Genomic DNA, 12,492 nt, shown 5'->3' on the forward strand with positions numbered 1-12,492 from the left:
TTGTCTACTCAATGTAGCGTCACAGTATAACCTCTCAAAAAGTACTTAAATTAATAATAAATAACATCGCTATGCAGTATTTCTGTATTCACAACGCACTAATACGCAATATTTTTAAGATTAAGACAATTCTTAATACAAAATGATTACAGAAAATTAATAACAAATTACGCATAAAGAATGAGAGGTCAGGGGGCGCAGGAAAAGAGATTCGAAAGAACGCGCCTTCGAATCTCAAACTAATAGTCCAGATTAATGCAAATAAGCAGTGATATTATCTGAAATAGCGAGGGGCAGCATAATACTCTACCATTTTATCCGCCAGCCAGCCGCCGTCTTCACCGTTAGAATGGATTGTCGTAATACTGATAGTAGAACCACCGCCCCATAAGATCGAAAAGACGTTAAAGTCCGGTAGATTCAGCGCCTGCATCTGGCCCCAGTCATACCCTTTATCTTTACGTAAAAAGTCGCCGACGGTCGGGACGCCGTAAGTCGCGCTATTTAAGGCCGTATTGAGTAGCTGCAAAGAGAGCGTGTCAGGATCGCTGCCAATGCGGGCGTCCCCCATAAAAAAGGTTCCGCCGGATGCAAAGTGCGCAGCGCTGATTTTACTGACGCCCTCTTCTACTGTAGGCATATGGCCGCCAGGGATTTGCCACAGCATGGCGGGCGTCAGCAGCGCTTTCGTCACCTGTTTGACCATCGCCAGGTAATTAAGCCAGCATGTCGCATTCCAGCCATAGTGGGCAAGCGCATCAGGACTGAAACAGTCACGCTCAAATTTATCAAACGCAATAAAGTCCGGCGCATATTCTCCGCTGTAAACGCCCAGTTCATGAATAAATCCGGCGATCGCCTGCCCTTCAGCTACCGGATCAGCGGTATCGCGCAACACCCAGTCCGCCGTTCCTGTCGCCCAGACATTCGTCTGCCAGCCAAAAGCCACATCCGGGGCAAACTGACGAACAAGATAGTTCACCGCCTGAATATAGCCGTAGAGATCGTCGCTAAACGTCGGCAACGAAGGCACGATAAAGCCAGCCATCGCCGGTAATGCTTGTATCGCCGCCGCCAGTTGGGCATTCACCGGCACACTGTTTTTTTGCCGTACTACGGTATAGCCATACGGTCCTTGCTGTAGCGCCCCGAGAAAATCCGGGTTAAGCACAAAGGTGGCCGGGACAGGATGCGTCTCATCTTTGTATGACTGCGCCGCCAGACACTGGGTAATAAAGTTACCAAAATGGTTACGTAGCTTTTGCGCATCCTGTAAATCCGCCAGCGCGCTACCGCCGCTGGCATTCGCGGTATAAATGACCATTACCGGCATGACGCTACGCCCGGCTTCTTTTTCTATCTGGCGCACCAGCGCAACGGTTTTATGGATCGGTAACGTCGCGTAATCCAGAAAACCATCCCCGTTCACGTCAACCTCCGCGGCCGGAACCGGATCGCCGCCGCCGTCAAAACCATCGTATTTAAACAACGCGCTAAACGGTATATCGCGATAAAGAGAAACCGTCTCTGGCGCGTTAACCGTCACGCCGCCATGAGCAAGGTAATCAGGCCAACCTTTTACCTGTAGCGTCACGCCGGGCAGAAACTCCAGCGCCACATGGTTGACCTTTTGCAACAACCGTAGCGGCCCGGCCTGTTCACAACGCCACGGCACGCTGTCGATGAAAATATCGTCCGTCTGAACATCATACAGCCCGGGCGCAAAGCGTAATGCCAACGTCTGCCGATCGCTGCCGCTCTCCAGCATTAATGAGTACTGATATTTACCGCTGCTGAACAGATAACGCTGCGGCGCGACGCCATCGGGCAGGCCCAGTATAGTGGCATCCACCGTCACGAAACTCGCCGTGTCGAGCGCCGACTGTTGGTAAGCGACAGCAACCTCGGCAATCTGCGCCGCAGCAGGGATAAATCCCGTAAGCTGTATGGGTGCCGATATAAAGCGGTTATTAATCATCGCAGGCTGCAGATTGACCGTATAATGATGCCCCGCCAGTAGCCGGGTGATTAACTGCGGTTGGTTGGCGATCAGCGTGACGGTACGCTCATCCGCTTGCGTAGCATCGGCGATCTCAACGGTCAATTTCGCATTACCAAGCGCAGGGGCGTCAATCATCAGACGCGCGCTGGCATAACGGACAATCGGCAGACAGGATACCTGGACCTGCGCGGCGGCATCGCCGGATTGCAGCGTAACGGTAAAAGAGGACTCGACTGGCGCGATTTGCATCTCATCATTCGCCAGTACCGGTACGGTAAGCCGATACGTTCCTGCGCTAAGATCGCCTATTGTCAGAACCTCGCCCCACTCACCGACAAAGCGCCGGGTTTCGCCGGCAGGAAACAGCAGCTCAATCACCGGTTTGAGCGCCACGGTCTGCGTCATGGCAGGAAAATGAACGCAAACTTTTCCCTGACGGGCAGGATCATGGGCCAACGTCGCGTTCAAATCGCTGATGGCAACTGGCGTCTGCGTGGCGGCCAGATAGCACTGTAATTCGGCGGTATCCCCCGCCGCCAGCATCAGCGCGCCGTCATGATTAATGGTGATGGTATTCTTCTCGATGGGCCATCCCCCATCGCTGGCCAGCGTCACGGCCTGATTCCCCAACATTGTTCCCTGAAACGGACTGTAGGGATCGGGGTGCGCGCTGGCCGTAAAATTCAGTTGAAGCTGATTGAGATCTACCGCCTGGGCGTAGAGGTTGGTCAGCGTAAAGGTGACGCGTTGATACCAACTTGCGGTATTCAACTCGCTAACGTTAAGCGTAAGGCCGTGTTCCTGAAGATCATTGTCCTTTTCCGGCACATCGGGTTCGGCGAGTTGTTCGTCTGCGGCGGGTATCGCTGGCGTCTCCTGATCGGATGGGGTTTCAGACTCTGCGTCTTCGGATGACGATGACGCCAGCGTCAAGGTGATGGCGGACATTTTTACCGGCACCTGCGTCGCCGCGAGGCTGAAAGAGAGCGTCCCGCGTTCGCCCGGCTGAAGAAGTAATGCATCGCTGTTATTAATGATGATGTTGTTAGTTTCCAGCGTGCCATACGAACTCTCATTCAGCGTAAGCGGCAGGTTCCCTTTGAGCGTACCGCCGCTATTTCCCCATGGATCGATGTGCCCGGAAGCCGTGAATGATATTGCGGCATGGTTCATATCGACCGCATTACCGCTCTCATTGATGAAGGTTAAGGTGATTTTTTGATACCAGCTGTTGACGTCAAATGCGCTGGCGTGAATGGAAATGGTCATGGTCTACTCTTCCTCTGTCCCTGGTGGAGAAAAGCCCCGGTAAACCGGGGCTTGAATCATGAAGCCCAATACATCGGCTTAATACCGTGTATTAGTAAGCGCCAAGATCGGTCCATGCACCGCCGACACCGCAGTTCAGGTCAGGCTGGTTGCCCATAGACCACCATTTCACCTGATAGTTATGGCCTTTCCAGCTAACGATTTCGAAAGAACCCCAGTTTGCGCCATAAACGGTAGAAGCATCCCACTGCGCGTAAGGTGACGTTTTGTCATCTGCTGGCGTATCATCCTCAGCCGGTGTGGTATCTTCTTCCTCGTCCGGTACAGGAACGATAATATCTTCTTCCTCTTCCGGTTCCGGTTGAACCTGAGATAGCGCAGGCACAGCCGTCAGAACAAAGCGCTGTTGAGAGGACGGTTCGTTGTAGCAGTCGCGTACAAACAGGGTGAACTGGAAGGCTGTTTTTTCGCTAACTTCCGGTACCACAACCTCAATGATTTCAGCCGTTTTGTCTGCCACAGTGATTTGAGAAGGCACGCCCCAGCTAAAGGACAGCTCATCGTTATCTTCATCAGAAGAACCTGCGCCAGACAGCTGTACCGTAGATCCGCCTACGACCAGCAGTTCAATCGCCGCTTTCGGCGCGTGGTTGACCTTCTGCGCGTCGTCGCTGTCGCTCTGCTCTTCATCTTTTTCTACATTGATACCTTCAAAGTAGAACGGTTCCATATCGATAACTTCAGATTCGATTTCATAACCCAGACCTTCACGCACGGCGTTAACCAGCACGCCGTTGTCCTGATCGATAGTCCAGGTAAACACGCCGCCCAGGCCCAGTTTCGCTGCATATTCGCCTTTTGCTTTGACAGTACGCGGCGTATCCAGGGATAAAAACAGTTTGGATTCCGGGCTATACAGGTAGTCAGCGTCAGCGACCTGGTCGGTGTAAACGTTGAAACCGTTACGGCCTTTCTGGTTTTCCAGATCCAGGTAGCTATAAATGACGTCATACCATTCACTGGTGCCGGATTCAAAGGAACCGGTAGTAGGGCCTGAACCTGGGTTGTAAGAACCTTTCAGCGGCGACAGGGATTCAATTTCTACCTGACGAGCGTTACGGGTATAGCCGGCATAACCGATGTTGATACGGTCAGCGGAGAAACCTTCCGCCAGCAGGTGATCAACGATGGTTTCGACAGCCCAGCCGCCCTCTTCCAGCGCTTTGCGGTTGGTGTGGTGGCCCAGAGTTTCCGCCCACGGCGTACCGAAGAAGTCATAGGTCATCAGGTTGATGCCATACAGGCCAGCAGCCATCAGATCTTTTACTTTCGCATAGTCAAAAATAGTAGTGACAGCAGAAGCGGCAATAGAGATCTTCACATTGCTCAGACCAGCGGAATCCAGCTGTTTACGCAGTTCGGCAATCAGCAGCGCGTAGTTAGCGCCATCTTCCGGACCAAACGGGTTGCCCGCCCCTTCATTGTTCGGGTATTCCCAGTCAATATCCACTTCGCTGAACATCGGGAACTGTTTGAACAGTTTCACCACGCCTTTGGCGAAGATTTTACGAGAAGAGTCAGAAGCGGCGGTTTCGTGGAACCCGTTACTCATGCTCCAGCCGCCGATACTCATGGAGAGCGCCAGCGTGTGACCTGCGGCTTTCGCTTTTGCCTGCATATCACGCAGCGCGCCCAGCAGACCCTTGGCGTTAGACTGAGTTACAGTCTTCGGATCCACATCCCAGCCGCTGACATCAAAGCCGAGGTTGATATAAGACTGGAAGTCGCCCCATGGGTCGAGGAAGGTCGGCTCATATTTCACTTTGCCGCACAGCGCTGCCGCTTCTGCTACGACATCGCGGTCTTCTGTATCAATTTTTCTGAAACCGGTGATGCCAACAAAGCCAAAAATCAGTTTGTCATAAGCCGTCGGTGAAACTTTGGTTAAATCATAACCACGGCCCGGTTGGGACATATTGCCTTGCAGACGGCTGTCATACTGTGACCAGTCGGTGTAATAACCGAATACCTTCGGTTTAGTCGTGGAATTTTTATATTTATTGTATACCGGTTTCGCAACACGAGCGGAAGTATAGCTTATTTTATCATCGCTTGTTGCAGGGTCAAAACCATTCGCTGCATGAGTAGTTTCAGTAATTGTATCGCCTTGAATCAGTTTGCTTGTAGCCATTTTCAAATTTCCTTTTACGTTTCAAAATTGTCGCAGCTCGTTCTGCGGGGTCCATAATCGTTACAGGCATAAAAAATAGCTAATCACAAAACATCATCTTTTTAGATGATATAAAAATCATAAAAATGAGGTTAACAACACCGTCTAACGAAGAGAAAACAACACCTCTCAGCGCCCGCTTACTCCGTTCTGGTGAGAACATAGTAAATATCATTTATCATGTAATTAAATATCATTTAATTACAATGAAATAATGTGATTACACTCGCTATAGACAATGACAATACAATAAAACCAGTGACATTTATTGGATTAAGACATTTCTCATACAATATAGTCACCACAGACAACCAGGATGTACATTTCTAAAGGAAGACGTTATGAAAACTTATATCATTAATAGCAATTGCATTTACAATGAAGGTAAATATGAACTGAGGACGGTCTCAAATTCACAGGTTATTAAAATGACTGCGATGAGAGCCAAATGTCTCAGTTTCATCATCGAGAATGCTCATCTGGAGATTATCGAGCGACAAAAAATAACCACTGCGTTATGGGGAAGTCGAAGCCATTATGTTAATGATGCAAATCTAACGCAGATTCTCTATTTAATCAGACGTGACCTTAAAGCGCTTGGTATTAACGATCTTTTTATTACCATTCCAAGACAAGGTCTCAAAGTGAATAGTGATATCGCCATTATCGCGACGGATAGCGAAACAAAGGGAAGAAAAAAACAGATTGTACGGCAAACCATCGCCGCCCTGACGACCGTATTTTCAGTAACGTTAGGTTCTCTCATGTATCTGCATATTCACTAAGCGAAGGAAAGGGAAGATGAATCCAATTATAGATGGAATTATTGCGCTTGAAGGCGGTTACGTATTTAACCCTAAAGATAAAGGCGGCGCCACCCATTGGGGCATTACCGAAGCCACGGCGCGAGCGCATGGCTATGCTGGCGATATGCGGGATCTGACCCACGCTGAAGCCTACGCGATTCTCGAAGAGGATTACTGGATAAAACCAGGTTTTGACGTCATCTCGACGCTATCGTGGCCAGTCTCCTTCGAGCTGTGCGATGCGGCAGTCAACATAGGCGCTTACCACCCCAGCGCGTGGCTGCAACGCTGGTTGAACGTCTTTAATCACGAAGGTAAACGCTACCCGGATATTCATGTGGATGGCAATATTGGCCCGCGGACGCTTGCCGCTCTCGAACATTATTTGGCCTGGCGAGGCCAGGAAGGGGAAGCCGTTTTGGTGAAAGCCCTCAATTGCAGTCAGGGCACGTACTACTTAAACGTTGCTGAGAAAAACCACAATAACGAACAATTTATTTATGGCTGGATCAAGAATAGAGTGACCTAGACCAGGCTGAAAAAAGACGCGTAAAAGGCTCACGGATGAGCCTGATACTGCAAATGATAATTAATCTGAATTATTACCTTCGATAATTTTTTTAATCCGCCGCCCAAGAATCTTTAAGATCGGACTCGCGAAAACACCGCCTAAGCCTGCCGCCAACAGAACAATGTTGAAACTGCATTCTTTTTCGATCGCAATCGCGCTTAACAAGAAACTGGTGAAGCAGGAAATCACGATCTGCGTTAAGCAATATTTAATACTTTCATGAGAACTATTATATTCTGTCTTATCTTTGCGTAAAAGATAGCTGACAAAGCCTCCCCACGCGCCAATCGAAATAATAGTGAGTAAGATCTCTAGCTCCAATAGCACAACTTCCGTTGTCGACACATGGTTGGGAATAGACATTTTAACACTCCGAAATCATTATAAATTAATAATTAACACAAGGAGTGTAAGCGCCCTGTCAGGAGGGTAAAAATCAAAGCACATCATTTAAAACCATATTAAATCAAAGCGTAAAAATGAGGTGTATTAACGACGGAAGGAGGAAAGCGTTTGTAACATACTTACCATCTCATTAATCGTCGATATATTTCTACTATTTTTATTCCAGGATGCATAAACCTGAACTGACTTCAAAGCCAGTTCGGGCGGAGGCTGAATAAATTTAATGTCATATTTACGATGATTTTTATAAAAAAGCGCTAATTTCAAAGGCATCAATGCAATCAATGAGGTTCGTTCGATCATGCTCATCAAACCGTTAAGCGAATCACTGCGATAGCCGACAATACGCCTGCCAGTATAGTAAAGCTCATCCTTAAATAATTCACTATCATGATATATCACTGAAGCCCCCATCCCCGGCTGATATAACGCATGACGCGAAGAATAAAAATGATGTAGCGACAGTTGTGAGAGGGTACTCAGCATGTGTTTACTGCTACAGATACAAACAAATGATTTAAAACTATCAATAATTTGATTCTCTATGCCGGACTCCAGCAAAGGTTCGGCACTAATCAACAGATCGCCTTGCGCAGTAAACAGAAGTTCGCTGATATGCTCCCGACTCATATTTCTGACAGTGAAATGATTTATCAAAATACGGTCAAATATATCGCTGTTATAGAGCTGAGAAAGATAATAGCTTTCAACAATATCACTGCCTAATAACGTTATCTGGAACGCTTCATCTTTTTTACTATTACAGAGAAAGGTGTCATCCACCAGTTTCATCACCTGACTGAAATTTTGGTGAATGTCGACAGCCTTAGCTGTGGGGATGAGCCCGCCTTTCCCTCTGCTAAACAGTTCTTCCGGGTAATAACTCTGCAGGCGCTTTAACGCCAGAGAAACGGCAGCCGGTGTAATGCCTAACTTTTTTGCCGCCATAGCCGCATTTCCTGACAAAATAACAGCGTCAAGAATTTTGATTAAATTATAATCAAAGCTCTTGTTGGCACCTTTCGATCCCATTCGCTGTCTGCCTCCGGAAACTAAAAAAAGCAATATAGATAATACTCAAGATAAATCAATTCACAGCATCTAAAAAAGCAATCATTAATGTCATCACATCACGTTTTTTTAAAGAATAAGCGTATACAAAACTGCTGATTAACATCAATTTGTTTATCAGTAAAAACAAAATATCAACAAATGAGAGGATACGATGCGTTTAACAGAAGCCTGGGCGCGTACAGGCAGAAAAAAGCCCGGATATACACCCGGGCTGAAGAAAAATACAACGGGAAAAAGATTAGCGAGTCAAATCGTCAAAGAATTTTTTCACGCCGTCAAAGAAGCTTTTTGAACGCGGGCTGTTTTTCTCTCCCGTCGGGCCGCCAAAACTTTCCTGAAGATCTTTTAGCAATTGCTTCTGTTTTTCGCTCAGACCGACCGGCGTTTCAACCACCACACGGCACAGCAAATCGCCCTGCGCGCCACCGCGTACGGACTTCACGCCTTTGCCGCGCATACGGAACAGCTTGCCCGTTTGTGTTTCGCTCGGTACTTTCAGCATCACACGACCATCTAACGTCGGCACTTCAATTTCACCGCCCAGCGCCGCCATCGCAAAGTTGATCGGCACTTCGCAATAAAGATTATTGCCTTCACGCTCGAAAATAGGGTGTTGTTTCACCTGGACCTGAACGTACAAGTCGCCTGCCGGTGCGCCATGCTCGCCCGCTTCGCCCTCGCCTGCCAGACGAATACGATCGCCGGTATCCACGCCCGCCGGGATTTTAACGGACAGAGTTTTACTCTTTTCAACACGCCCATGACCGTGACATTTATGGCACGGATCTTTGATCAGCGTACCGCGGCCCTGACAGTGTGGGCAGGTCTGCTGTACAGCAAAGAATCCCTGGCGCATCTGTACCTGACCAGAACCATGACAGGTCGGACAGGTTTGCGGTTGCGTACCAGCTTTCGCGCCGCTGCCGTGGCAAACGTCGCACTCCTCCAGCGTCGGAATACGGATCTCTTTGGTCACGCCACGCACCGCTTCTTCCAGGGTGAGATCCATGTTATAACGCAAATCAGCCCCACGCGCCGCACGTTGGCGACCACGCCCGCCGCCAAAGATATCGCCAAAAACGTCACCAAAGATATCACTGAAATCAGCGCCGCCATTAAAGCCGCCGCCAAATCCGCCGCCCATACCGCCTTGTTCAAACGCGGCGTGACCATACTGATCGTAGGCTGCGCGTTTTTGCGCATCGGTCAGCACTTCGTAGGCTTCTTTAATCTCTTTAAACTTAGCTTCGGCCTCTTTATCACCCTGATTGCGGTCCGGATGATATTTCATGGCCAGGCGCTTATACGCCTTTTTGATTTCACGCTCTTCCGCTGTTTTGGAAACGCCTAAAATCTCGTAGTAATCTCTTTTCGCCATCTCTTTTTATCTGCCCTTAACATGCATACACGGGCGGAGAGGAAACCTCTTCGCCCGTGCCAGTAATTACCCGTTCAAAGGGCGATTATTTTTTATCTTTTACTTCTTCAAACTCAGCGTCGACAACGTCGTCATCTTTCGCGTTGTTTGCAGAAGCGTCAGCGGAGCCAGCCTGCTGCTGCGCATGTTGCTGCTGAGCGATTTCCATCAGTTTCTGGGAAACCTGCGCCAGTTCCTGCATTTTCGCTTCGATAGCGGCTTTATCTTCGCCTTTCAGGGCAGTTTCCAGCGCGTTCAGCGCAGACTCGATAGCGGTTTTGTCATCAACCGGCAGTTTATCGCCTGCTTCTTCAACCTGCTTACGGGTGCTGTGCAGCAGATGGTCGCCCTGGTTACGGGTCTGAACCAGCTCTTCGAACTTACGGTCGGATTCAGCGTTCGCTTCTGCATCGCGAACCATTTTCTGAATTTCTTCCTCGTTCAGACCAGAAGACGCCTTGATAGTGATCTTCTGCTCTTTACCGCTATTTTTATCTTTCGCGGAGACGTGCAGGATACCGTCAGCATCGATATCGAAGGTGACTTCGATCTGCGGCATACCGCGCGGCGCCGGGTTGATGCCATCCAGGTTGAACTGACCCAGAGATTTGTTATCAGACGCACGTTTACGCTCACCCTGCAGCACATGGATGGTTACCGCAGACTGGTTGTCTTCCGCAGTAGAGAACACCTGGCTGTGCTTGGTCGGGATGGTGGTGTTTTTGGTGATAAGCGGAGTCATCACGCCACCCATCGTTTCGATACCCAGAGACAGCGGGGTAACGTCCAGCAGCAGTACGTCTTTCACATCACCGGTCAACACGCCGCCCTGTACCGCTGCGCCGATAGCCACAGCTTCGTCCGGGTTAACGTCTTTACGCGGCTCTTTACCAAAGAATTCAGCCACTTTTTTCTGCACCATTGGCATACGGGTCTGACCGCCGACGAGGATCACGTCGTTGATATCAGACACGGACAGGCCAGCGTCCTGCAGTGCGACTTTCAGCGGCTCGATAGAACGGTTCACCAGATCTTCAACCAGGCTTTCCAGTTTTGCACGAGTCACTTTGATGTTCATGTGTTTCGGACCGGTGGCATCTGCGGTAATGTACGGCAGGTTCACGTCGGTCTGCTGCGCAGAAGACAGCTCGATTTTGGCTTTTTCTGCGGCTTCTTTCAGGCGCTGCATGGCCAGCGGATCGTTACGCAGGTCAATGCCCTGATCTTTCTTAAACTCGTCAACGAGGTAGTTGATCAGGCGGGTATCGAAGTCTTCACCACCCAAGTGGGTATCACCGTTGGTTGCCAGAACTTCAAAGGTTTTTTCGCCATCAACTTCGTCGATTTCGATAATAGAGATATCGAAAGTACCACCACCGAGGTCGTAAACCGCGATAGTACGGTTGCCGACTTCTTTATCCAGACCGTAAGCCAGCGCTGCGGCAGTCGGTTCGTTGATGATACGTTTAACTTCCAGCCCCGCGATACGACCAGCATCTTTGGTAGCCTGACGCTGCGCATCGTTAAAGTAAGCCGGTACGGTGATAACCGCTTCAGTTACCGGTTCGCCCAGATAATCTTCAGCCGTTTTCTTCATTTTCTTCAGCACTTCGGCAGAAATCTGCGGCGGCGCCATTTTCTGACCTTTCACATCAAGCCATGCGTCGCCGTTGTCGGCGCCGATGATTTTGTACGGCATGATAGAAACGTCACGTTGAACTTCTTCGTCCTGGAAGCGGCGGCCAATCAGGCGTTTAATCGCAAACAGGGTGTTTTGCGGGTTTGTCACTGCCTGACGTTTAGCCGGCTGACCAACCAGAGTTTCACCATCCTGGGTATAAGCAATGATAGAAGGCGTAGTGCGATCGCCCTCGGCGTTCTCCAGCACGCGTGCCTGCGTTCCATCCATAATCGCTACACAAGAGTTGGTAGTACCCAGGTCGATACCAATAATTTTACCCATCTAAACGTCTCCACTAAAAATTCGGTCATCATGTGGTTGTGAATCTGTAATAAGGGCGAAACGTGCGGTTTCAACTACCCTGAATCGTTTTTTTTCAGACTCACCACTGCGGTTGACTACAAGATGGGGTCGTAACCCACGTCATCAAGGGGGAGATGAAAAAATTTTTTAGTGACGAGAGGGCGCGATGGAAAACCAGACAAACAAACATTCATGAAATAAATTAAACAACGAATACTATTCACAGAAAAATTGTAATAAAAAGAAAAGATTACAAAACTGAATCGTTGTCATGAGCAGAGTATGATAGACGGTAATTGCTTATTGAACCCGTCAAAGAGAAATTCCATGCGATCTGTGTTAACGATTTCCGCCGGCCTGCTTTTCGGCCTGGCGTTAAGTAGCGTCGCGCACGCGAACGACCATAAAATACTGGGTGTTATTGCCATGCCCAGAAATGAAACGAACGATCTCGCGCTAAAAATTCCCGTCTGCCGCATCGTGAAGCGCATTCAACTCACGGCGGATCACGGCGACATCGAACTTAGCGGCGCATCCGTCTATTTTAAAACTGCGCGTAGCGCCAGCCAAAGCCTGAACGTCCCTTCCTCAATCAAAGAAGGCCAGACGACAGGCTGGATCAATATTAATAGCGATAACGACAACAAACGCTGCGTATCAAAGATTACCTTCTCAGGCCATACGGTAAATTCTTCCGATATGGCGAGACTTAAAGTCATTGGCGACGATTAATC

At 49.0% G+C, this 12,492-nt stretch carries 9 protein-coding genes; 3 read left to right on the forward strand and 6 right to left on the reverse strand.

All coding sequences use genetic code 11. The features are described 5' to 3' along the window. Positions 1-274: 274 nt before the first annotated feature. Together J1G48_RS18935 and J1G48_RS18940 are read right to left on the reverse strand one after the other, a co-directional pair. On the reverse strand, positions 275-3,271 hold the full coding sequence (locus J1G48_RS18935) for a hypothetical protein (RefSeq protein ID WP_000155796.1): 2,997 nt from the start codon (positions 3,269-3,271) through the stop codon (positions 275-277). A 91-nt stretch (positions 3,272-3,362) separates the two neighbouring features. After that, positions 3,363-5,462 (reverse strand): glycosyl hydrolase family 18 protein, encoded by a 2,100-nt coding sequence (locus tag J1G48_RS18940; protein WP_000235795.1) that lies wholly within the window; start codon positions 5,460-5,462, stop codon positions 3,363-3,365. Positions 5,463-5,842: 380 nt separating this feature from the next. Here J1G48_RS18940 and J1G48_RS18945 point away from each other — a divergent pair, with 380 nt between their 5' ends. Beyond that, complete coding sequence (locus J1G48_RS18945) at positions 5,843-6,286, forward strand: transcriptional regulator (RefSeq protein ID WP_000860681.1); 444 nt, start codon at positions 5,843-5,845, stop codon at positions 6,284-6,286. Positions 6,287-6,302: 16 nt separating this feature from the next. Beyond that, positions 6,303-6,836, forward strand: coding sequence for a glycoside hydrolase family 108 protein (locus J1G48_RS18950; protein ID WP_001068132.1), 534 nt, complete (start codon positions 6,303-6,305; stop codon positions 6,834-6,836). Positions 6,837-6,896: 60 nt separating this feature from the next. Here J1G48_RS18950 and J1G48_RS18955 read toward each other — a convergent pair whose 3' ends face one another. From J1G48_RS18955 to dnaK, 4 genes are all read right to left on the reverse strand, one after another. Continuing rightward, positions 6,897-7,241, reverse strand: a complete 345-nt coding sequence (locus J1G48_RS18955; RefSeq protein ID WP_000026889.1) for a phage holin family protein — start codon at positions 7,239-7,241, stop codon at positions 6,897-6,899. 126 nt (positions 7,242-7,367) lie between these two features. Then, positions 7,368-8,315 (reverse strand): LysR family transcriptional regulator, encoded by a 948-nt coding sequence (locus J1G48_RS18960; protein WP_000534911.1) that lies wholly within the window; start codon positions 8,313-8,315, stop codon positions 7,368-7,370. Positions 8,316-8,595: 280 nt separating this feature from the next. Next, positions 8,596-9,735 (reverse strand): molecular chaperone DnaJ, encoded by a 1,140-nt coding sequence (gene dnaJ / locus J1G48_RS18965; protein WP_001119009.1) that lies wholly within the window; start codon positions 9,733-9,735, stop codon positions 8,596-8,598. Positions 9,736-9,820: 85 nt separating this feature from the next. After that, the gene (gene dnaK, locus J1G48_RS18970) at positions 9,821-11,737 is read right to left on the reverse strand and encodes a molecular chaperone DnaK (protein ID WP_000516128.1); all 1,917 of its coding nucleotides are present in this window, start codon (positions 11,735-11,737) and stop codon (positions 9,821-9,823) included. A 348-nt stretch (positions 11,738-12,085) separates the two neighbouring features. Here dnaK and J1G48_RS18975 point away from each other — a divergent pair, with 348 nt between their 5' ends. Next, positions 12,086-12,490, forward strand: coding sequence for a DUF2541 family protein (locus J1G48_RS18975; RefSeq protein WP_001258084.1), 405 nt, complete (start codon positions 12,086-12,088; stop codon positions 12,488-12,490). The last annotated feature ends 2 nt before the right edge of the window (positions 12,491-12,492 follow it).

Source organism: Salmonella sp. SAL-020 (assembly GCF_017372215.1).
Lineage (GTDB): Bacteria > Pseudomonadota > Gammaproteobacteria > Enterobacterales > Enterobacteriaceae > Salmonella > Salmonella enterica.

Coding starts and splice junctions, on each gene's coding strand:
- J1G48_RS18935 (WP_000155796.1), bottom strand. CDS start 3,271: ATGACCATTTCCATTCACGCCAGCGCATTTGACGTCAACAGCTGGTAT.
- J1G48_RS18940 (WP_000235795.1), bottom strand. CDS start 5,462: ATGGCTACAAGCAAACTGATTCAAGGCGATACAATTACTGAAACTACT.
- J1G48_RS18945 (WP_000860681.1), top strand. CDS start 5,843: ATGAAAACTTATATCATTAATAGCAATTGCATTTACAATGAAGGTAAA.
- J1G48_RS18950 (WP_001068132.1), top strand. CDS start 6,303: ATGAATCCAATTATAGATGGAATTATTGCGCTTGAAGGCGGTTACGTA.
- J1G48_RS18955 (WP_000026889.1), bottom strand. CDS start 7,241: ATGTCTATTCCCAACCATGTGTCGACAACGGAAGTTGTGCTATTGGAG.
- J1G48_RS18960 (WP_000534911.1), bottom strand. CDS start 8,315: ATGGGATCGAAAGGTGCCAACAAGAGCTTTGATTATAATTTAATCAAA.
- dnaJ (WP_001119009.1), bottom strand. CDS start 9,735: ATGGCGAAAAGAGATTACTACGAGATTTTAGGCGTTTCCAAAACAGCG.
- dnaK (WP_000516128.1), bottom strand. CDS start 11,737: ATGGGTAAAATTATTGGTATCGACCTGGGTACTACCAACTCTTGTGTA.
- J1G48_RS18975 (WP_001258084.1), top strand. CDS start 12,086: ATGCGATCTGTGTTAACGATTTCCGCCGGCCTGCTTTTCGGCCTGGCG.